This is a genomic window from Thermosipho japonicus (assembly GCF_014201655.1).
GTDB lineage: Bacteria > Thermotogota > Thermotogae > Thermotogales > Fervidobacteriaceae > Thermosipho > Thermosipho japonicus.
Genome location: NZ_JACHEX010000001.1, coordinates 342,576 through 363,701, shown reverse-complemented (window position 1 = coordinate 363,701; position 21,126 = coordinate 342,576). Strand labels below are relative to the sequence as shown.

At 30.2% G+C, this 21,126-nt stretch carries 18 protein-coding genes; 9 read left to right on the top strand and 9 right to left on the bottom strand.

The genetic code is table 11. The features are described from left to right. Positions 1 to 30: 30 nt before the first annotated feature. Positions 31 to 723: a glycerophosphodiester phosphodiesterase family protein gene (locus HNP65_RS01970; RefSeq protein WP_184618704.1), complete on the top strand. Its 693-nt coding sequence runs from the start codon at positions 31 to 33 to the stop codon at positions 721 to 723. Positions 724 to 756: 33 nt separating this feature from the next. On the opposite strand, the gene HNP65_RS01965 is transcribed toward HNP65_RS01970, so the two are convergent. Both HNP65_RS01965 and tdh read right to left on the bottom strand, forming a co-directional pair. Next, entirely contained in the window at positions 757 to 1,932 is a 1,176-nt protein-coding gene (locus HNP65_RS01965) for a glycine C-acetyltransferase (protein ID WP_184618703.1), read from the bottom strand. Between the two features lie 11 nt (positions 1,933 to 1,943). Next, positions 1,944 to 2,975 (bottom strand): L-threonine 3-dehydrogenase, encoded by a 1,032-nt coding sequence (gene tdh, locus HNP65_RS01960; protein ID WP_184618702.1) that lies wholly within the window; start codon positions 2,973 to 2,975, stop codon positions 1,944 to 1,946. A 432-nt stretch (positions 2,976 to 3,407) separates the two neighbouring features. Here tdh and HNP65_RS01955 point away from each other — a divergent pair, with 432 nt between their 5' ends. From HNP65_RS01955 to HNP65_RS01940, 4 genes are all read left to right on the top strand, one after another. Then, the gene (locus tag HNP65_RS01955; RefSeq protein WP_184618701.1) at positions 3,408 to 4,721 is read left to right on the top strand and encodes an MATE family efflux transporter; all 1,314 of its coding nucleotides are present in this window, start codon (positions 3,408 to 3,410) and stop codon (positions 4,719 to 4,721) included. Positions 4,722 to 4,733: 12 nt separating this feature from the next. Further along, positions 4,734 to 5,576 (top strand): DUF4438 domain-containing protein, encoded by an 843-nt coding sequence (locus HNP65_RS01950; protein WP_184618700.1) that lies wholly within the window; start codon positions 4,734 to 4,736, stop codon positions 5,574 to 5,576. Positions 5,577 to 6,193: 617 nt separating this feature from the next. Next, positions 6,194 to 8,623, top strand: a complete 2,430-nt coding sequence (locus HNP65_RS01945; RefSeq protein ID WP_184618699.1) for an ATP-binding protein — start codon at positions 6,194 to 6,196, stop codon at positions 8,621 to 8,623. Further along, positions 8,623 to 9,693, top strand: coding sequence for an HD domain-containing phosphohydrolase (locus tag HNP65_RS01940; protein ID WP_184618698.1), 1,071 nt, complete (start codon positions 8,623 to 8,625; stop codon positions 9,691 to 9,693). Before HNP65_RS01945 ends, HNP65_RS01940 begins: the two co-directional genes overlap by 1 nt. 575 nt (positions 9,694 to 10,268) lie before the next feature. Here HNP65_RS01940 and HNP65_RS01935 read toward each other — a convergent pair. Continuing rightward, positions 10,269 to 10,445 (bottom strand): hypothetical protein, encoded by a 177-nt coding sequence (locus HNP65_RS01935; RefSeq protein WP_184618697.1) that lies wholly within the window; start codon positions 10,443 to 10,445, stop codon positions 10,269 to 10,271. Between the two features lie 771 nt (positions 10,446 to 11,216). Between HNP65_RS01935 and HNP65_RS01930 the strand changes: the two genes are divergently transcribed. After that, positions 11,217 to 13,220, top strand: coding sequence for a methyl-accepting chemotaxis protein (locus tag HNP65_RS01930; protein ID WP_184618696.1), 2,004 nt, complete (start codon positions 11,217 to 11,219; stop codon positions 13,218 to 13,220). 62 nt (positions 13,221 to 13,282) lie between these two features. Here HNP65_RS01930 and HNP65_RS01925 read toward each other — a convergent pair whose 3' ends face one another. From HNP65_RS01925 to hydF, 6 genes are all read right to left on the bottom strand, one after another. Beyond that, the gene (locus tag HNP65_RS01925; RefSeq protein ID WP_184618695.1) at positions 13,283 to 14,092 is read right to left on the bottom strand and encodes an ABC transporter ATP-binding protein; all 810 of its coding nucleotides are present in this window, start codon (positions 14,090 to 14,092) and stop codon (positions 13,283 to 13,285) included. Beyond that, a complete protein-coding gene (locus HNP65_RS01920; RefSeq protein ID WP_184618694.1) occupies positions 14,079 to 14,645 on the bottom strand; it encodes a hypothetical protein in 567 nt (188 codons plus the stop codon). Before HNP65_RS01920 ends, HNP65_RS01925 begins: the two co-directional genes overlap by 14 nt. Continuing rightward, positions 14,632 to 14,994, bottom strand: a complete 363-nt coding sequence (locus HNP65_RS01915; protein WP_184618693.1) for a GntR family transcriptional regulator — start codon at positions 14,992 to 14,994, stop codon at positions 14,632 to 14,634. The genes HNP65_RS01920 and HNP65_RS01915 overlap by 14 nt, the downstream gene beginning before the upstream one ends. A gap of 15 nt (positions 14,995 to 15,009) precedes the next feature. Further along, positions 15,010 to 15,951 (bottom strand): hypothetical protein, encoded by a 942-nt coding sequence (locus HNP65_RS01910; protein ID WP_184618692.1) that lies wholly within the window; start codon positions 15,949 to 15,951, stop codon positions 15,010 to 15,012. 101 nt (positions 15,952 to 16,052) lie between these two features. Next, on the bottom strand, positions 16,053 to 17,417 hold the full coding sequence (locus HNP65_RS01905; RefSeq protein ID WP_184618691.1) for an aspartate ammonia-lyase: 1,365 nt from the start codon (positions 17,415 to 17,417) through the stop codon (positions 16,053 to 16,055). Beyond that, a complete protein-coding gene (hydF, locus tag HNP65_RS01900; protein WP_184618690.1) occupies positions 17,414 to 18,613 on the bottom strand; it encodes a [FeFe] hydrogenase H-cluster maturation GTPase HydF in 1,200 nt (399 codons plus the stop codon). The genes HNP65_RS01905 and hydF overlap by 4 nt, the downstream gene beginning before the upstream one ends. 324 nt (positions 18,614 to 18,937) lie before the next feature. On the opposite strand from hydF, the gene HNP65_RS01895 reads away from it, so the two are divergent. From HNP65_RS01895 to HNP65_RS01885, 3 genes are read left to right on the top strand one after another with little or no spacing between them, the layout of a single operon-like run. Next, positions 18,938 to 19,552 (top strand): HEAT repeat domain-containing protein, encoded by a 615-nt coding sequence (locus HNP65_RS01895; RefSeq protein ID WP_184618689.1) that lies wholly within the window; start codon positions 18,938 to 18,940, stop codon positions 19,550 to 19,552. 2 nt (positions 19,553 to 19,554) lie between these two features. Continuing rightward, positions 19,555 to 20,571 (top strand): polyprenyl synthetase family protein, encoded by a 1,017-nt coding sequence (locus HNP65_RS01890; protein ID WP_184618688.1) that lies wholly within the window; start codon positions 19,555 to 19,557, stop codon positions 20,569 to 20,571. 2 nt (positions 20,572 to 20,573) lie between these two features. Continuing rightward, positions 20,574 to 21,122 (top strand): metal-dependent hydrolase, encoded by a 549-nt coding sequence (locus HNP65_RS01885; RefSeq protein ID WP_184618687.1) that lies wholly within the window; start codon positions 20,574 to 20,576, stop codon positions 21,120 to 21,122. Positions 21,123 to 21,126 lie beyond the last annotated feature (4 nt).

Sequence of the window (21,126 nt, the reverse complement as noted above, 5' to 3'; positions counted from 1 at the left end):
TTTTCAACTATTATATGAGAGGTGAGATGCATGAAAATTTTGGGACATAGAGGTTATCCTGAAAAGTATATTGAAAATACTATTGATTCATTTAAAGGTGCAATTGATTATGGAGCAGATGGTGTAGAACTTGATGTTTATATGACGTTAGATGAGAAAATAGTTGTAACGCATGATTCTAATCTAAAAAGGGTATTTAATGTGGATTTAGAGGTAACAAAATCTTTTTTGAAAGATATTAAAAAGGTAGCGCCAGTACCTGAACTTGTTGAAGTATTCAATGTTTTGCCAAAAGAAAAATTAATAAATGTGGAAGTAAAGGATAAAGAAAAGGGAGAAAAAATAGTAGAATACGTTATTGAAAACAAAAAGCATGATATAATCTTTAGCTCATTTGAACATGAAATTATATTAAAATGTGCTGAAAAGTATAAAGATGAAAAATTTGGGCTTTTATTTGATGAAAGACACCAAAATTTGAGTTTTGAAAATATAAGAGAGCTTTTTGAAAATCATAATATATATAGTGCTCATTTGCCAATTGAGCTATTATATATTGATAAGAAGAAATTTTTTATGTTGGTAAAATATCTAAAGGGAATAGGAAAAAAGATTGTCTTTTGGACGGTGAATAAGATAGAAGAGGTAGAAGCAATTAAGGACTTTACGGATATTATAATTACTAATTCAGTTGAAAAAATGGTTGAATACTTAAAAAAATAAACCTCCGAAGTTTCCTTCGGAGGTTTTTTACTTTCATATAACACCTAATTTTTTTCCAACTTTTTCAAATTTTTCAAGGGCAAAGTCAAGATCTTCTTTCGTGTGAACAGCGCTTATCATTACTCTTATTCTTGCTTTTCCTTTTGGAACGGTTGGATATCCTATTGATTGTGCAAAGATTCCTTCTTCGAAAAGTTCTTTACTAAAGTTGGTGGATAATTTTGCATCGTACAGCATAACTGGTGTTATAGGAGTTTCACTTTCCCCTGTGTCAAATCCTAATTTTTTCATTTCTTCTTTGAAATACTTTGCGTTGTCCCAAAGTCTTTTTACCCTATCATCTGATTCTTGAAGTATTTTGGTAGCTTCAAGTGCTGCCGCTGTATCGGCAGGTGATAGTGGACTACTGAACAAGAATGGTCTTGCTTTTTGTTTAAGATAATCAATAAGCTCCTTTTTACCAGCTACATATCCTCCTAGTACACCGAAGGCCTTTGATAATGTTCCGATTTCTATATCAACACGTCCATGAAGTCCAAAGTGATCTACAATTCCTCTTCCGTGGCTTCCAAGCACTCCTTCTCCGTGGGCATCATCTACCATGACCATTGCATTGTACTTTTCAGCAAGTTCAACAATTTCTGGAAGAGGAGCAAGATCCCCATCCATACTAAATACACCGTCGGTGATAATTAGCTTTCTTCTTGCGTCTTTTGCTTCTTTTAATTTTTCTTCAAGGTCTTTAACGTCTCTATGTTTCCATACGTATCTTTTTGCCTTGGAGAGTCTTACCCCATCTATTATACTTGCATGGTTAAGTTCATCCGACAATATTGCATCTTCTTCATTAGTAATTGCAGGAATAACAGCTTGGTTTGCGACAAATCCTGATTGTAAGAATATTGTAGCTTCTACTTTTTTAAACTCGGCAAGAGTTTTCTCAAGTTCGTTGTGCAAGGAGAAAGTACCTGCAATGGTTCTTACTGCACCAGGTCCTACACCCCATTTTTCAATTGCTTCTATTGCTGCTTTTTTAAGACGTTCTTCATTTGCAAATCCTAAATAGTTGTTTGAGCACAAATTTAGTACTTTTTTACCATTAATTGTTAACCATGCACCCTGTGGTGATTCAAGAGTTTTAATGTATGTATAAAGGCCTTGTTCTTTTAAGCTTTCAAGTTCTTTTGAAAAAATAGAGTAATCAAACATACTTACACCCCCTAATCAAGATTTAGAACAACTTTTCCACATTGTTTGTTTAACATTAATTCAAAACCTTTTTCCCAATCTTCAAATGGAAGAACATGAGTAACAACTTTTGAAAGGTCAACCTTTTTACTTTTTAAAAGTTCATCTGCAACCTTCCATGTATCAAACATTTTTCTTCCTGTGATTCCATAAATAGTGATTCCTCTCATTATGACAAGAGAGTCTAGATTGATATCAATACTGCCACCAAAGATTCCAAGTAGTGAAGCTTCTCCTCCCATCGTTACACATTTTAAACCATCTTCTAAAGCCTTTTTATTTCCGCTCATTTCAAGTAATATGTCTACTCCATCATCTGTTATTGTATATATACTTTTTACTAAATCTTGCTCTGCTGGGTTAATTACAATATCTGCACCGTTTTCCTTTGCCATTTGAATTCTATTTGGATCAACTTCACTGGTTATAACAAGACTTGCACCTGATGCCTTTGCTACCTGTATCGCCATTAAACCTATTGGTCCAGCACCGGTAATCAAAACTTTTTTACCTGTAAGATCTGTTACAAGCGCCGTATGGATTGCATTTCCAAATGGTTCCATAACCGATGCATAATCTAATGGAATTTCTTTTGAAAATCTCCATAGAACTGTTTCAGGGATTACTGCGTATTCTGTAAAAACCCCATTTCTATCAACACCTAAAATTTCTAGGTTTTTACATACGTGCATTCTTCCAGTTTTACATTGTACGCAATGCTCACAAGGAATGTGTGTTTCTGCAGATACTAGATCTCCAACCTTTACTTGTGTTACAGCGTCCCCAATTGCAACAACTTCCCCCGCCATTTCGTGACCGACAATTAGAGGTGGATTTATTCTTGATTGAGACCATTCATCCCATTTGTATATATGGACATCAGTTCCACATATAGAAGCACGCCTAATTTTTACTAAAACTTCTCTTGGACCTAATTTTTCTGGCTTTGGAACTTCTTTCATTACAAAACCAGGACCTGCTGTTTCTTTTAATATGGCTTTCATATTTATCCTCCTTTCGATTAACTTCCAGTTAAATTATATAACTTATGTCAAATAAAGTAAATAAACATGGTAGGTTGTTATGTGAAAATATTCTTTTTAAATTAAATATGTCGTTATTTTTACTTAATTTATTTAGTTTTTGGACTTTAAAAATATCTTTTATTGATTTTTCAATGTACCTTGTTGAGTGTGATTTACAATTAATAGAAATGGAGGTTTTGGAAAGCTTCCAGATATTTCAAAATTGTATCGTTTTCTAAGTAAATATCCGAGTGGGTGTCTTAAATACCATATAGGATGCATATTTTTCTTCCTATATATTTTGTTAGCATTTAGAATTATATCATATTAAATGTTATAATCTTTTTTGGGGGTGAAAATATTCCAGCAAAAGACTTAACAAGAGGAAATATATTAAAACAAATTTTGATTATGGGACTTCCTACTGCAATTGGCTTTTCTTTCCAGATGTTTTATGATGTTGTTGATCTTTTTTGGATTGGGAAAATATCATCAAAGGCAATTGCAGGTGTAGGAATTTTCTCTACAGTTTTTTGGGTTGTTGAGGCATTAAATGAAATTATTGGAGTAAGTTCAATTTCTCTAATTTCGCAAAGTTTTGGAAAAAAAGACTACAAGCGAACTAATTTGGCTATAGAACAGACTATAACTTTTAAATTTTTAATAGCATTATTAGGTAGTCTTTTCCTTTTTGTTTTTTTAAAACCAATATTGGGATTATTTTCAGACGATTATGAAGTTATAAGTCTGGGAATTGAATATGGATATGTAAGAATATTTTTCTTGCCAGTTATGTTTTCATCTTATTCGGTAAATACTGCTTTGAGAAGTATTGGTGATTCAAAAACTCCAATGAATTTGATGATTTTGTCGAGTATATTGAATATAATTTTAGATCCAATTTTTATGTTTGAAAAGATTCCTGTTTTGAAATTAAAAGGTTTAAATTTAGGAGTTACCGGTGCTGCGTGGGCAACTATTGTCTCTCAAACAGTTGCATTTTTAATAGGTTTTTACTTTTTGTTTAGTGGCATTGAAAATATTAAACCTTCAATAAAAGGTTTATTCAAACTTAACTTAGAAATTGATAAAAAGCTTATAATTGTAGGTTTGCCAAATGGTTTTGAAGTCTTTATGAGAAACATGTCTGGAACAATAATACTTTATTTTGTTTCTAGGTATGGTACAACAGCAGTTTCAGCATATACCATTGGTGGAAGGATTTTTGGATTTCTATTTATGCCACTTATGGGACTTTTAATGGGGGGCTCTGCAATAATTGGTCAAACACTTGGTGCTGAGAAGATAGAACGTGCAGAAAAAGTTGCTAAAGTATCTGGTTGGCTTACAGCTACTTTAACATTTATTTTTGTAATTCTTATAGTTGTATTTGCTCCAGAAATGATGCAATTGTTTACAAAAGAAAGTGAGATAATAGATATAGGGGTGTTATTTTTAAGATATAGTGTAATTGGATTAGTTTTTCTTGGATATGGTATCGGTATAAGCATTGTATTTACTGGTTCAGGTTATAATATGCCATATTTTTTCATGAGTCTTTTCTCAAGATGGTTTATCCAAATTCCTATCATGTATATTTTTTCTTACATATTAAGATTATCGATTATATGGTTATGGCTATCATTTACATTTGGAGATATTGCAGAATTTTTAATAGCTGTCTATTTCTACAAAAAGGGTGATTGGAAACATAAAAGAGTATAGGGAGGTGAAAAAATGATTACAAATAAAGAAAAGGTAGTAAAGCTTTCAATAATGGTTGAAGTAGCACATCCTGTGGTCAGAACCCCCGTTCTTGATGGAAAAGGAAATGCATTTTACTTTCCTGGTGTTGGTGGAATAACTTATAATTTTGGGTTGGGTGATAATGCTTTTAAAATGCATGGTGATCATATTGAACCGGATGTTTCAACTAAAAATAGTAACGACAAACTTAATTCAACTTGTATGACCTTGGCTTGTATTGGAAATGAAGCGGAGGTTATTTCTGGTGATGCTAAAGGAATGAAAGGGTTTGTGATAGGAAAGCATGGTGGAATTAACCATATTTTAGTGTATTTTCCCGAAAAGGAAAAGTTGAAAGTAGGTGACAAGATTCAAATCAAAGCGTGGGGACAAGGATTAGAACTTTTAGATTATCCTGAGGTAAAAGTCTTTAATATTGATCCAGAGTTATTAGAAAAGCTACCAATCCAGGAAAAAGATGGAAAATTAATAGTTCCTGTTACTGCAGAAATTCCAGCACATCTTACCGGTTCAGGAATAGGCTCTTCAAATCCTGCAGGAACCGACTATGATATTAATACTCATGATATGGAAGAAATAAAAAAATATGGAATTGATAAGATAAAAATTGGAGATATAGTAGCAATCAAAGATCATTATAGCGGTTTTGGGGTTGGAGGTTTTAGAAAAGGAGCAGTGTCTATTGGAGTAGTTGTACATTCAAATTGTGTACAAACAGGCCATGGACCAGGTATTGTCGTAATTATGACTTCTGATAAAGCTATAATCGAACCTAAAAAGGTTTCAAAGATGAATATTAAAGAGCTGTTTTAGAATTTCAAAAAATTATTTAATTAGAACAAGACTTCTAAGACATTTGCCTTAGAAGTCTTGTTTTTAATATTAAAAGAATATTCGTGGAATTTTTGATTATAATTCAAGTTATTTTTTCTTAGTTTTTCCTAAAATTTAACTGAAAGTATTGAACCGAAGATAAAAAATATTAGTCTGAATGAATGCATGTTTTTGGAGTGAAAGTTAATAAGAATAATGCATTTAATATGGGAGTTGTTTGTTTGTCAGTAACCTTCCTGCTTTGAAACTTTCATTGTAACTCTTATCTGGTCATCAAACACTTTGGTTTTTAAGGCCCTAGTCGAGTATATTAACGATTTCCAACTTGATGCGAATAATTTTTCCAAGTTGAAAATGGTAAATAAAGGATTGTTCATAAAAACAGGTTTAATGGCAGGCTAAAGATTTATTCCATTTATATTGCGTTTTTAGATTTTGATAAATTTCATGTTTTTTTTATATTATATAACAATAAAGTAAACATTAACGTAGAAAGTTTTACAATAATAAATATTGAATTTTTATCAATTTTTTGATATAAAGTATTGTTAAGGCATTAGGTTAGGATTAATAAGCATAGTATAGAGGTGTTTGAAATGCCAAACGGTAAAGAATTACTTAAGTATTTTTTGTTAGGGATTACAATCTTTTTTTTATCTTTTATATTCATCCGCATTCATTTTGATTTTGTTAATCTTCTTATTGTAGAACTTATTACAATATTTTCCTACCTACTTATATTTATCTATTTTCTTGTTTTTCCAAAAAATCTTAAATACATTCATTATGTCATATATGGATTTTTTCTTTTTGGAGCAGCATTATTAGAAATTATTCATGTTGTATTTTTTTCGGGTTTTTATACTAACACGATGGAAATATCCTTTGAATTATGGATTTATGCTAGAACTCTCTTTGTTTTTGGGACATTTTCGTATGCAATTTTAGATTACAAATTTCAAAGGTCAAACAAACAAGTTTCAACAAAATTTTTGTGTTTTCCAATATTACTAACGTTTTTATTTATACTTCTTTCAAAGTTTATTCCACAAAAAATGTTTTATACTACAAACACGACAAGATATAAATCAATTTTTGAGGTTGTCTTGACTATAGTATTATTTGTTTCTGCATACATGTTGCGCAAAAGAGCCGGTCTTTTTGTTAGTCTTTTGTTTGCGGCATTGGCTGAAATTAGTTTTATTCTGTATAGAGATAATGCTTTTAACGAACACTTTACTTTTGGATACTCTCTATTGATTTCTCATGCTATCGTTATGCTGGTTAGTGTAACGAATAATGTATTTATAAAGTCATTAAATCAAGTAAGTAAAATTTTAAGTAAATATAATTGGACTCTTGAGGATTTAAGTGATGAAATTTTGTTATGTGAAATGAAGCAAAAGATTTTATTATATCAGCAACAATTATTACTTAATTCTCAAACAAAAGAAGATGTAAAAAAGAACATGAATATATTATTGGATAAATACAGAGAATTTTTTAAAAATCGTCTTGGAATAGGAGAAATAGTTGTACTATATAAGGATAAAATGGTGTATTCAACAATGAAAGATATTCCAAGAGAATTTAAAAATTGGCCAAAGATTCATACAAAAAACATAGCCTTATATCTTAAAACAAATACGTTAAGCAAAAATACAGAAGAAATATTAAAGTCTCAAATATATTTAGTTGAATTAAAATTGAATGAAATAGAGCAAAAGGATGCTTTACAAGAAACTACAGAGGAGTTAAAAAGATTGAGTGAACTTCGTACCTATTTTCTACGTTCAATATCACATGAATTGAAAACTCCAATAACTGTAATAAGTGGAAATGTGCAGTTGATAAAATCAGGGATATATGGGAATATAAGCAACTTAAAAGAACCGCTTGAGAGTATGGAAAAAGCTTTAAAACGTATGGAGGAATTAGTAAATAATCTTTTAGGTCTTTTGCGAATAGAAGCATGGAAACTTGAAGTGAAAATAGAGACACTAAAACAATCATTGTTTGAGCCATTGATTTCAGAATATAGAGACCTTGCAACACAAAAAGGGCTAAATTTTAATTTTGAATTTAGTGGAGAAGAAGTTTTTTCTGGAGACTACAAAGTTGACTCAATGATACTATCAAATTTGTTAAGTAACGCAATTAAATATACGGAAAAGGGAAGTGTAAAAGGTGAGATGAAAGTTGAAAAAGAAAAAATTATAATTGAAGTTGAAGATACGGGAAAAGGGATAAAAGAAGAAAAGCTTCAAAAAATATTTGAACCATTTGTTGGTGAAAAAGATTACGCAAGTACAGGATTAGGGTTATCAATTGTAAAAACATTTGTAGAGCTATTAGATGGGAAAATACGAGTTGATAGTAAAGTCAGTAAAGGAACAAAGTTTCATGTAGAGATACCAAGGTTTGTAACACCAAAGAATGTGAGGGAAAAAGAACACATCAAACTTCTTTTAATAGAACCAGATGAAGAATTAAGGAAGTTAGTAAGGAAATTTTTTAAACCGCAAGAAATAGTAGAAGCAAGTAATGGATATGACGGATATATAAAAGCATTAGAACATACACCTGATGTAATCTTAACGAAAATGAATTTGAGTGATGTTTCTGGAGAAGTTTTAGTAAAGCTTCTTGAGGAGGAGTCGCGGCTTTTACACACAAGATTCATATTTTACACAGAGGAATATTTTGCAAAAGAAAAAAAGCAGATAATAGAGAAAGGTACAAACTTTTTAGAGCAGGTAGAAATGATAAGGGAATTGTTAAATCAAAAAGTTATGGTTATTTATACAAAAAGATCTAAAGAGTATTTAAAACAAATAGAAAGTCTTGGTAAATATACATTCAAAGTTTTGAATGAAATAACAAAAGATGTCATCCGTGAGTATAAGATAATTGTATTATTTGCTACAAAAAAAGAATTAGAATCATCGTCTAGTATTGTAAAAGAGCTAGTTAAAATATTCCCAGAAATCAAGCTATTAGTTATAGCACTGGGAGGTGAAAACTAATGATTAGAATTCTAGTAGTAGAAGATGAAAGAGAAATTAGAAAGATGCTTGAAATGTTTTTAAAGCATAAAGGATTTGATGTTATTACAGTTGAAAATGGAAAGAGAGCGGTTGAGATAATGGAAAAGGAGAAAGATAGTATAAATGTGGTAATAACGGATATATTAATGCCAGAGATGGATGGTATAACAGCAGTAAAAGAGATAAGGAAAAGCCACTTTTTAGGACCAATAATTATGTTAACAGCATATTCGGATAAAGAAATGTTAGATAAAGCAGCAGAAATAGGGGTGGATGATTTTATTTCAAAACCAGTTAATTTTGAATTATTAACTTCACGAATTAATATGTTAATGTCAAAATACGATTTTTACACTACAAAGAATATTATTGCCAAAAAGGTTAAAGAGGAAGCTTGTATAAGTAAAGAAATAATAAAGCAACTTCATGATAAAAACGAACAGTTAGTTATGGAAATGATAAAGATATTAAATGTAGTTTCGGAGTATAGGGATGATGAGACCCATGAGCATACGTTGAGAGTTGGATGGGTAAGTTCAAAGATAGCAGAAGAAATAGGTTTGGAAAAAGCTAAAGTAGCAGATATATATTTTGGAGCACAGCTTCACGATATAGGAAAGATAGGAATACCAGATAGGATACTATTGAAGCCAGGAAAGTTAGACGAAGAAGAATATGAAATAATGAAAGGCCATACAATAATAGGGTATAACATATTGAGAGAATCATCAACTTCATTACTAAAAACAGCAGCAGTAATAGCAAAGTATCATCATGAACGATGGAACGGGAAAGGATATCCAGAAGGTTTAAAAGGCGAAGAAATACCGATAGAAGCGAGAATAGTAGCGATAGCAGATAGTCTTGACGCAATAGTGAGTAAAAGGCCATATAAGAGGGCAAGACCCTTAACTGAAGCATTTGAAGAGATGAAAGAGCTGTCTGGCATATTGTACGATCCAAAACTTGTTAATGCTTTGTTTAAAGTAAAAGATAATATTTGTAAATTTTATCAAAGTAAAATGCAGGAGCTTAAACATGTATATTAAAGAATTAAAAAGTAAAATGATATATGTGGTATAATATTATATACAAAACTAATATATATTGTAAATTTAAATATACTTACAACACTTAGGAATTATTAGTATAGCGGAAAATTAATATAATTTTAAATCAGACATAATTATTAAACAAAAAGTATCTGCTTTTTTGAAAGATCAGATAAGAAAAAATTAAAATTATCTAGTTTTTCATAACGGATAACTTAGAATTTAAAAACTAAAAAAGTTTTTCTTTTTTATACCAATTGCTACCTTTTTAATTAATTTAATGAACCCTTAGATAATATAATACCTTTCTTTTGTTAATAGTTTACGGAGAAAAATGAATCAAACTATAAATTTATTGAATCATGTGTCAGAGTTGTAATAGATGTGATAGAAAACATCTAAGGGGTATGTTAAGTTTTATAATCTATGTGAAACTAGCGAATAATAGACCCTGGTCAAAGCAAAAAATAGGTTAAATTAGAATAAAAAAGAGCTACACCTCCTCGTATAATAAGTTTAGTAAAAAGTATAAATTGGTCATTGAAAAGCAAATAGTGTTGTGTAATTAATATTTATATATTTTGTTTATTATCAAACACCTCTGGTAAAATATTTTTAGTTTTTTCCTCCTTGAGAGTTAGCTCTCTTAAATAAGATTGGCTAGCTTTTCTTTCATTTTTTTCAACAAACTGCCATTGCCAGTACCCTCTATCTGCTAAGAGTATCGAACGTCCTATATCTTTTAGCATAACTTCTGCATGGTCTAGCTCTTTGTTATTTCATTTCTCAAAATTTAATAAAACTTTACACTTTTGTCTTTGCTTCGTATAAAAGGTGAAGCCTCTTTTTTTGCTTCTATTTTCACTGCTATCAATCTTTTAATGTTCCAAAAAGTCTTTTTAGTTTCTTACTTACTTTCCTTTTTTGACAATTTTTCCAATCTATAAGTGTATTAATAGTCTGTTATTTGCCTAGAAGGTAGAATTATTTATTTTTATTCTTGATTGAATATTAGTTAAATACATAAGGGTTAGAATTGTAGCAAAGATATGATCAGGATGCTTTCTTAGATACATTTTTTAAGATTTGTACCAGTATTAGATATTTTATTGAGTAATTTTTGTGGTCAAATAATATTAAAGTGAATATTGTCGGACTACATCTCCTTGAATGTGGTTGTTTTTAGTACAAAGATAACCACATTCAAGGGGGAAATGGAATGGTATATAGAAAGGTTGAAACAGAGGATGAAGATGAGAAGGATGAAAAGACGCTAAAGGCACAGATTACATAGATGACACTATGGCAGCAGCTAACAGTGTTAAGAGTCATACTCTCTGTTTGTCCTAAAATAATTAGGTTAATTAGCAAATAAATTTTATATTAATTGGGGTGTAAAGCTAGTGAATATGAGTAATAGTGATATGTGAATTAGAAAGATATGTTTTCTAAAGCTTAGAAAGCTATTTTAAAATACTTGCTATGATATTTTCTAAAGTTTTATTCGGGGAGGCGAATATATGAAAACCATGCTTGGGAAGATGTTAGTATTTATTTTAACACCAGTAATTGCATTATCGCTGGTTATTACGTTTGTAACTTATTTTCAAATTAGAGCAAATGCTGTAGATTCTGCTACTCAATCAACTAAAAGTTTGATTGAGAGTAAAGCTGCTTTAATTAGTGAAAGAATTGATGCTGTTGTCAAAGAAGTTAGGGCTGTTTCTGATTTAACTTTTGTCATTGATGCATTAAAATCTGGTGATTGGAAAGAACTTGTTGAAAACGAGTTAAAAAGTAAAGTTGCTAAAAACTCGTATTACGAATCTTTATTTATTGCCTATCCTGACGGAAAGGCCATAACAACTTTAGGTATTACTGCAAATATTTCTGATAGAGACTATTTTAAAAAAATTATGAGGCAAGGTGCCGATGTTGTAATTAGTGATGGAATAATATCAAAAGTAACAGGTCAAAATGTATTTGTTATAGCAGTGGCTGTAAAAGGTAAAAATAATAGAACAATTGGTGTATTAGGTGCTAGTGTGAAATCTGATTCATTTGATGATTTACTTGATGATCTTAAGATAACTCAATCAGCTTTTGCCTGGATAACTGATTCATCCGGTTTGATTATTGGTGATACAACAGGAAAATATTTAATGAAATTAAATATAAAAGAGGCATCAAAAGCAGGTATTCCTGACCTTGAACAAGCTTCAGAAAAAATTCTATCTGGAGAAAATGGATATTTTAAATCAAAAGAAGATAATGGTTTAACAAATTATGTATATTATGCACCAATAAAAGCAACAAATGGATGGGCAATGGCAGTAGCAGTTCCTGAAAATGAATTATTAGCAAGCACAAATAAGCTAATAAAAGTAGTAATAATGATGTTTGCAATCTTAGGTGTAATAATATCAATAATAATATCTTTTGTATCATTGAGTTTTTCAAAACCAATAAATAAGTTATCAGAAACAGTAATAAGGTTTGGAAGAGGTGATTTAACTGTTCAATTTGAGGCAAAAGGGAATGATGAAATAGCCAATATATCAAAAGAATTAGATGGTATGGCAAATTTAATTAAAGAGGCAATGACAATAATAAACAAGGCATCAATAGAAGTAAATGAGTCAGCATCAGAGCTTTCGGCAACAGCAGAAGAATTAGGAGCATCGTCAGAAAAAATGTTATCTCAAATGGAAGAGGTAGATAAAGCAGCACAAAGTATGTCAGCGTCAATAGAAGAAGTAACAAGTGGGGTTGAGGAAGTAGCAGCAAGCGCTCAAACAGTGTCAAAGGCAGCTGAACAACTTAGTGAAAGATCAGAACAAGTAGCTGGAGCAGTAAAAGAGGGGGATAAAGCAATAGAGAAGATTGCAGAAATGATAAAAGAGGCGAAAGAAATGGGGGAAGAAACTGTAAGTGTTGTAGATGGCTTAAGCAATCAAGTAAAGAATATAGGAGTAATATTGGAAGCAATAAATTCAATAGCAGAGCAGACAAATCTTCTTGCATTAAACGCAGCAATAGAAGCAGCAAGAGCCGGGGAAGCGGGAAAAGGATTTGCTGTGGTTGCTGATGAAATTAGAAAACTTGCTGAAGAAAGTAAAAATGCAACAAATCAAATAGGTCAAATATTAGAACAAATAAGTCAAGGGGCAATAAAGGCTGATGAGGCGACAAAGAAAGTTGTAGAGTTAGTTGAAAATATTAGTGATCAGTCCGATACAATAGTAAAGCAATTTGAAAAGATAACAGATGAAGTAACGAATATGTCAACAGAGATAGAGAGTTTAGCGGCAAGTGCACAAGAGCAGGGAGCGGCAGCACAGGAAATAAGCAGTGCAATGGATATGTCTTCAAAATCTATGATGGCGTTATCACAGCAAATAGAAGAGATATTAAATGTTGTAAATCAACAGACAAGAGCAACTCAAAATGTAAGTGCTTTAGCTCAGGAGTTAAGTTCAATGTCTTCAGAATTAAATGATTTGATTCAAAAGTTTAAAGTATAATATTTAATTAACGATAACATTAGCCAGCGAATATTTCGCTGGCTTTTGGGCTATACTAAATTTTATTTAAAAATATCCACTTTGTTTTTGCTGTTCAAATATCCTACAACTATTTCATTTAATTTTGGATATCTTCCGATTTCTTCGTCTGTCTTTATAAGGATTTTATCTCCTACAAGTCCTACAACTTCTCCAGAAGTTATTTTTTCTTCTGAGTCAATTATTTTGTGTTGTTCTTTAGCATTATCGATGTAGTCTTTATATATAACTTCTCCAGATTTTATAATTGCAATTTTATCTGCATATTCTTCTATTTCAAAAATTTCATGTGATGAAATAATTACATATTTTCCAAGATCCGCGTAGTTTCGGATTATTTTCATTATTTCAAGCCTTATAGTAGGGTCAAGGTGTTGAGTTGGCTCATCTAAAAGTAATATATTTGCATTAGTTGATACAGAAAGACCAGTAAGAAATAGTGTTTTCATTCCTTGTGAATATTTTTCGACTTTTTGATTTAAATCAAGATTGTACTTTGTAATAAACTTTTGAAATATATTTTCGTTCCATTCTGGGTAAAGTGATGACCAAATTTTTTGATAATCTTTTCCTGTTAAATTTTGAAAGAAGACTCTATCTTCTGGAACATATGATATTTTATATTTTTCTTCTTCAATAAATTCTTGATCATCCAAGATTATTTTCCCACCATCTTTTTTTATGACAAATGAAATGCAATTTAGTGTTGTTGTTTTTCCAACACCATTTGGACCTATTAATGCAAGTATCTCTCCTCTTTCTACTTCTAAAGAAACATTATTTAGAACAAATTTATTTTTGAAAGATTTTTTTAGATTTTCAATTTTTAACATAACTTTCACCACCTACATATAATTTAAATGCAATAAATAACAATGCCAAAGAGAATAACAAAGAGCCTATTAAACTTTCTTGCCTTATTGGACTAATTAAAATGTAAGGGTTGAAATTAATACCTAAATGTGGTGATCCTAGATTGGAAAGTATTGCATCGAAAATAATAAAAAGTATCGTAATTGCAAAATTATCTCCATTTAGGGATGAAGCTATTATACCTATAGAATAAATTGCAGTAGAAAATATTAGTGGCCCTAATATATATTTCAATGAGTATCTGGAAATCAATAGTAAATTAAAAAATGAAGTTGAAGAAATTAAAAGAACTAGGAGAAGGTACAAGATAAAGAAAACGTCTTTTTTTGTAAATGGAAGGTAATAAAAAGATTTATCTTTTTTATTCTTTATTTTTGATGCAAGTAACAAATTGGATATAAAAAATATTGAAAAAAGATTTAAATGTGGTATAAACAGGAGAAAAAACCAGAAAAACCATCCGCCACTTTTTTCTTTTAGAGTAATTTCAAAGAGATTTTCAATCTTTTTCATCTTTCCACACCTCCTCGAGGATTATAAACAAAGTATTAAGGTCTATCTTTGTACTTTTAAGTTTTTTTATGGCTTCTTTTACCTCCACCATTATATTTGGGGCAATTTGAAGCTCTTTACTTACAAAATATCCAATTCCTTGTTCAGAAGTTATGTACCCTTCAAGTTTAAGTTTTTCAAGTGCTTTTAAAACTGTATTTATATTTACCTGAAAAATTTCTTTTAGCTTCCTAACAGGCAATAGTTGCTCTCCAGGATGTATTTTCCCAAGAAGTATTTCCGCTTTAATCATATTAACGATTTGAATGTAAGATGGTATTCCACTGTGTTTATCAACAGGTCTTAGCATAAGGATCACTCCATACTATTTCTCTAAGATAATTTTTGGACCATCAACGTTTATAGTCGCACTTTCATAGTTTTTCACTTTTACAGTGCCGCTTGTACCATCAATATTTAGAATTTTTGGATTATCTGAAAGAAAATTTATAGTTGCATTTATAGCAGTGCCATCTATTATTGTTTCTTTATTTAATTTGCCAATATTTAAATTTATATTTATACTTGTACCATCAATTTTTATTTGTTGAAAATCAAATGTTCCAGAAAAATTAAGTGCTGTTCCATCGATATAAGCGTAATGTCCTCTGAAAAAATCGGATAAATTAATAGCAGTACCAGATACATGCAGATACTCACTTTCAATTGAACAGTTTTTCATGTTAATAGCAGTACCATTCAAAATTAGATTATCAAGTTTTGCTTTTCCATTTATTTCAATTTTTGTTGCAGAAATTTTTAAGTTTTTAACTCCCTTGGTTCCTATTTTGATTACAAAATAATAATTTTTTGAGAAATGTCCATAATTGTTAATTTCGATTTTTTTATTGTCTGTTGTTAAGTTAAGCTTTGATGGAAACTCTATAGAATCTCCATCTACAAACTCAATAATTACTCCATTTTGATTTTTAATGTCTATTGTTATGTCATTGTAGATTGGAAATTGTTTCTTATCAGGTTGTATAATATATTTTTCATTTGAACTTACTTCAAAATTTCCAAAAAAGTTGTAGAATTCAAAAAAATTATCTGAAAATCTTTTTATCGATATAAAAGGTATAGAAAATATGAAGACTAATATGAAGAATACAATCTTTCCTTTTTTTAAGATGGTAGAAAAAATAAATAATCCAACTATGAACAAAATTATCTTAATGCTCCAAAGTGGTATTAAAAATGATAGTAGACCAATAACTAAGACTAGAATTAGTTTGGAAAAAGTAGGATAGTTATGAAAAAACTTCATACATTTAACCCCCTTTTTGTTATAAATATATAGTGTTCTATAAAAGTATAACACATAAAGCAAAAAAATCAAATAATTTATTAAAACTTTGATTTAAAATTTTAAAACCCTAATTTTGTAAGATTATCTGGATTTATTTTCTTTTTAATATCTTCTACTGAAATAGAAAATTTTTCTGATAATAATTTTATTGCTTTATCAACATCATAATTTGATTCTTTAACTGCTTGTGCAACTTCATTATATCCAAATATATTTATAAGTGGTGTAAGGTTTGATATAGATTTTTCAAGGTTTTCTCTGCATCTTTCTTCATTTGCTTTAATGTTTTCAATGTATTTTGAAAGAGAATGACATGCATTTTTTAACAAATTAATTGATTTTAGTGCATAGTGAACAATTAAAGGTGAAAATTGGTTGAGTTCAAGATTTCCCAATGCACTTGCATGGTTTATTAAACTATCATGAGAAAAAACAACCAATGAAATTTGCATAACGTATTCAGGTACTACTGGATTATTTTTTCCAGGCATTATAGAACTTCCAATTTGAACTTTTGGAAGAATTAATTCACCTACTGAAGTATTTGGGCCACTACCAAGTAACCTAATATCGTTAGAAATTTTATATAGGTTTACTGAAAGAGCCTTTAAAAGACCGTGAATTTCAGAAAAAACATCCATATTTTGAGTTGCATCGATTAGGTTATCAGCTTTTGCAATTTTTACATTACATGTTTCTCTGAGTACATTAACTATTTTTAATACGTAATTTTTTGGAGCACCTATTCCAGTACCTATTGCAGTTCCTCCAATATTTACGTTTCTTATTCTTTCTTCCACTTTATTTAATCTCCACCTATCTCTTGCAAGTGCATCTGCCCATGCACCAAATTCCTGACCAAGCATTATTGGGGGTCCATCCATTAATTGTGTTCTTCCAACTTTTCTAATTCTGTAGAATTCTTTTTCTTTGGTTTGAATTATTTCTTGAAGATTAATTATTTGATCTATTAATTCCCTAAGCCTTACAATTATGGCAATTTTACCCGCTGTTACAAATGTATCATTGGTTGATTGATGAAGGTTTACATGTTCAATTGGTTTTACATAGCCAATTTCTTTATTTAAAAGTTGTGAAGCTCTGTTTGCAATTACTTCATTGATATTCATGTTAACCGATGTACCAGCGCCACCTGAAAGAGGATCAACAATAATGTGATCTTTTAAAGTTTTCCATTCATCACATGCAGAAATTATTGCATCTGCAATATTTGAATCTATGTATCCTAATTCTTTATTTAATGTTGCAGCTGCCTTTTTTATCATAAAATAAGCCCAGATAAATCTTTCGTCAAATTTTTCGCCTGTTTCGGGAAAAAGCTTACATGCTCTGTAGGAGCTTATACCGTATAATTTGTCATCTTCAATTTCGACTTTGCCAAGATAGTCTTTTTCTTCTCTCATATTTCCACATCCTTAAATGGACTTAAAGCCCTTTCTAAAACACCGTGAAGGTATGAAATTGCAACACCATAATTTGTCATGGGAATACCTAACCTTTTAAACATCCTAACTCTTCTCATCATTGAATTCCTGTTCATTACACATCCTCCGCAGTGTATAACAAGCTTTGCATCTTCTATTTCATTTAATTCAGGCATATCAACACCAGCCCACACTTTAAATTCAAGTGCTGCACCGGTATGATTTGTAAGCCATCTTGGGATCTTGACTCTTCCAATATCTTCTGTAAGTGGTCTATGGGTACAACCTTCCATAATTATTACTTTATCACCATCTTTTAAGTTTTCAATATGCTTTACACTTTTTACAAAATAATTTAGATCACCTCTGTATCTTGATTCAAGTATAGAAAACGTTGTAAATTTTATTTCATCAGGTACATCAGATACTACTTTCATTACGCTTTGAGAATCAGTTACCACAATCTTTGGCTTCATTCCTATGTTTTCAAGTGCATATCTTAATTCCCTTTCTTTTACAACCAGAACTAAAGCTTCCTTATCCAATCCTTCTCTTATTGCGTGCACTTGTGGCATAATTAACCTTCCCTTTGGAGCCCCAAGATCTATTGGGACTACCAAAACTACAAGATCTCCTCCATCTATTAAATCAGAAAGATATGGAATTTCATCGTCTTTAGGAATTACAGAATCTATTACCTTTCCAATATTTTCAAAACCAATCTTTTTTAAAGCGGAAACTTTAACTATTGGTACATTAAATTTTTTATACGCTTCTTCAACTTCATCGCTGTTTATTGTGTCGATTTTATTAATAACAATAATATATGGAATTTCTAATTGTTTGAAAATTTCTACTATTTGGTTTTCATATTCTTTTGGTTGGCTGTCAACTATTAGTATTCCACAATCTGCTCTATATAAAGTTTTTTTTGCTTTTTCAATTCTTTTTTTACCAAGTTCTCCAATATCGTCAAGTCCAGGAGTATCTATTAAAGTAACAGGGCCAATCGGAGAAAGTTCCATACTTTTAAATACAGGATCAGTAGTTGTCCCTGCTACGTTGCTAACTATTGAAACATCTTGTCCAATAAGTGCGTTCATGAAGGATGATTTTCCAACATTTCTTCTTCCTGTAATTGCTATGTATTTTCTAAATCCCCCGCTTGCAATCATTTGTTCACCCCTTTTTGGCTTAACAATAATTATCATAAATAATTATATCAGAAAATGCGAAAATAATGAATAGGAAAAACAAATTAAATTAGAATAGTATAACTTATATAGATATGTATGATAGACATAAAAGGAAAGAAAATGCGTTATCGTATTAATCAAATGTTAAAAATGAAACTGCATTTGGTGATGGAATAATATGTTTTAGGAGAAAATGATAAGGCAACATCCATTTTTTGTGTAGATCTTATGGAGTTATAATAGTGCAGAATAAGCAATTATGGTATAATAATTAACAAGAATAAAATATTTTGGAGGGCTAATATGGAAAGAGAAGAACTTATAAAAAGGATAATAGAGGAAAAAGGAGAACAAGCAATAGACGATTTAATAAAGCTTTTGGAGGATGAAGATTCTCAGGTTAAAGAAATTGCGTCAGAAACTTTATTTAAATTAGGAGAAGCTTCAAAAGATCCTTTATATATGGAATTTAAAAAGAGGCTCTATGAGGGTAATAGAAATGATATAACACTTCTTTACATTATAGATTTACTTGCTGATCTTGGAGATGAAAGGATAAAAAAGGAGCTCTATAATGCATTATCACTTTTTGATTTTGAAGAGGCAGAATTAATAATTTATGAAGCGCTTTCAAAACTTGGAGATGGTGAAAAAGTTTATAAAATATTGAGATATTTTCTCCTGGAGGATGCTGATAGAAAAAAATATGGCGCGCAGGCTGCAATGGCACTTTCTTATGTAGAAATGCCTGAAGTTGTTAAAGATTTGGTTCAAGCAATAGATAGCGGTGATTTTTCTGGTGAAGATCTAGAGATAATAAAAAAGGCCCTTTCAAATCTGGTGACAAAAAACTCTATGTACTATGAAATACTTAAAAAGTTAGTCGGAGATAAAGATGAAGATTACTTGGGAGGATAAAAATGGATTTTAATGAATTTAAAAAATCGCATCAAAAAAAAGTGGAAGAATACATTGAAAAAGTTATTTTGGAAAATAAAGTTAATCCACCAAAGCAAATAGAGTCGTTAATTAAGACGCTGATAGAGTATTGTTTAAGACCAGGCAAAAGAATACGCCCTCTTTTATTTTTATTAGGTGCAACTTCATATGCAAAAAAAGAATTAGATTATGAAAAATTGTATAGGATAGCTGCGGTAATAGAAATTATGCATTGTTTTCTTTTAATTCACGATGATATAATGGATCGGTCTACTTTAAGACGAGGACTTCCATCGTTGCATGTAGTATTTTATGAAGAATTTAAAGAAAAAAATAACAATGAAAAAATTGGTGAAGACTTGGCTTTGGTATTTGGTGACATACTATTTTTTATTGCTATCAGGCAGCTAAGTAAATTGAATTTATCATCAAAATTTTTAGAAGAATTTTCAAATTGCTATATAAACACAGGTTATGGTCAAACACTTGATGTTTTATACTCTCTAGGAAAATGTAAACCAGACGCAGATAAAATTTCTCTTGAGATTGCTAGATTGAAAACTGCATATTATACATTTTTTTATCCTTTTTATCTAGGAGCTTTACTTTCAAATGAGAGTATTGATAAGAAAAAGATTGAAGATGCAATTATTCCAGCAGGAATAGCCTTTCAAATTAGAGATGATATTATAAGTACATTTGATGAAAAATCTGGAAAATCTAATGTTACGGATATTTTGGAAGGTAAATTAACTGCATTAATTGATTTTGGTGAATATGATGAAGAATTCTTTGGAGTTTATTCAAAGCAAGAAAAATCTTCGGAAGAAATACAATATATTTTAGAACAAATTTTAAAAAGTGGGGCAATTGAAAAAGCTAAGAACGCTATGAATTCCTTGTTTGAAGAGTCGATTTCAAAAATAAGAAAGTTAGATTTGAATGATGCTTCTAAAGATATTGTAATAGATCTAATATCTAGATTAAGGAGTGATTAGGTTTGCCCAATTTTAATACACATGTAAATTTTGGAATTTATTTTTATCCCTTTGTCTTGTTTATTTACAAGATAGCTTCTCAATTTTTGCATTTTTCTATGCCAGAAGATAAAATTATTGCTATAGGTTTTTTGATATTTGTTCTTTCTTCAGATATGCCAGATATTGATCACAATCATTCTCTTTTACACAGATTTGTTAAACTACTTACTATTTCAGCGGCAATTTATTTTGAATTTACTGGAAAAGTTATAATTTCTTATTTTGATTTAAATGTTGAGAATGTATTTTTGAGATTTTTGTTTTCTTTTCTTTTTGGAATATTAATAGGAATTTTGTATGAGCTAATTATACCTCGTCATAGAGGTCCTCTGCATACAATATGGGCTGCTCTAATATATGGTGGGATTATTGGATATGGAACATACTATATAACTTCTAGTTTAAATAATGCATTATTTCTTGGTATAATTTCAGTGTTTGGATATGTACTGCATTTAATACTTGATCGTTATTTTGTCGAAAAAAACGGAAAATTAGGAATAAGGTGATAGA

Bases quoted from the DNA above. Each gene is read 5' to 3' on its own strand.
- HNP65_RS01970 (WP_184618704.1), top strand. From the start codon at position 31: ATGAAAATTTTGGGACATAGAGGTTATCCTGAAAAGTATATTGAAAAT.
- HNP65_RS01965 (WP_184618703.1), bottom strand. From the start codon at position 1,932: ATGTTTGATTACTCTATTTTTTCAAAAGAACTTGAAAGCTTAAAAGAA.
- tdh (WP_184618702.1), bottom strand. From the start codon at position 2,975: ATGAAAGCCATATTAAAAGAAACAGCAGGTCCTGGTTTTGTAATGAAA.
- HNP65_RS01955 (WP_184618701.1), top strand. From the start codon at position 3,408: ATGGGACTTCCTACTGCAATTGGCTTTTCTTTCCAGATGTTTTATGAT.
- HNP65_RS01950 (WP_184618700.1), top strand. From the start codon at position 4,734: ATGATTACAAATAAAGAAAAGGTAGTAAAGCTTTCAATAATGGTTGAA.
- HNP65_RS01945 (WP_184618699.1), top strand. From the start codon at position 6,194: ATGCCAAACGGTAAAGAATTACTTAAGTATTTTTTGTTAGGGATTACA.
- HNP65_RS01940 (WP_184618698.1), top strand. From the start codon at position 8,623: ATGATTAGAATTCTAGTAGTAGAAGATGAAAGAGAAATTAGAAAGATG.
- HNP65_RS01935 (WP_184618697.1), bottom strand. From the start codon at position 10,445: ATGCTAAAAGATATAGGACGTTCGATACTCTTAGCAGATAGAGGGTAC.
- HNP65_RS01930 (WP_184618696.1), top strand. From the start codon at position 11,217: ATGAAAACCATGCTTGGGAAGATGTTAGTATTTATTTTAACACCAGTA.
- HNP65_RS01925 (WP_184618695.1), bottom strand. From the start codon at position 14,092: ATGTTAAAAATTGAAAATCTAAAAAAATCTTTCAAAAATAAATTTGTT.
- HNP65_RS01920 (WP_184618694.1), bottom strand. From the start codon at position 14,645: ATGAAAAAGATTGAAAATCTCTTTGAAATTACTCTAAAAGAAAAAAGT.
- HNP65_RS01915 (WP_184618693.1), bottom strand. From the start codon at position 14,994: ATGCTAAGACCTGTTGATAAACACAGTGGAATACCATCTTACATTCAA.
- HNP65_RS01910 (WP_184618692.1), bottom strand. From the start codon at position 15,951: ATGAAGTTTTTTCATAACTATCCTACTTTTTCCAAACTAATTCTAGTC.
- HNP65_RS01905 (WP_184618691.1), bottom strand. From the start codon at position 17,417: ATGAGAGAAGAAAAAGACTATCTTGGCAAAGTCGAAATTGAAGATGAC.
- hydF (WP_184618690.1), bottom strand. From the start codon at position 18,613: ATGATTGCAAGCGGGGGATTTAGAAAATACATAGCAATTACAGGAAGA.
- HNP65_RS01895 (WP_184618689.1), top strand. From the start codon at position 18,938: ATGGAAAGAGAAGAACTTATAAAAAGGATAATAGAGGAAAAAGGAGAA.
- HNP65_RS01890 (WP_184618688.1), top strand. From the start codon at position 19,555: ATGGATTTTAATGAATTTAAAAAATCGCATCAAAAAAAAGTGGAAGAA.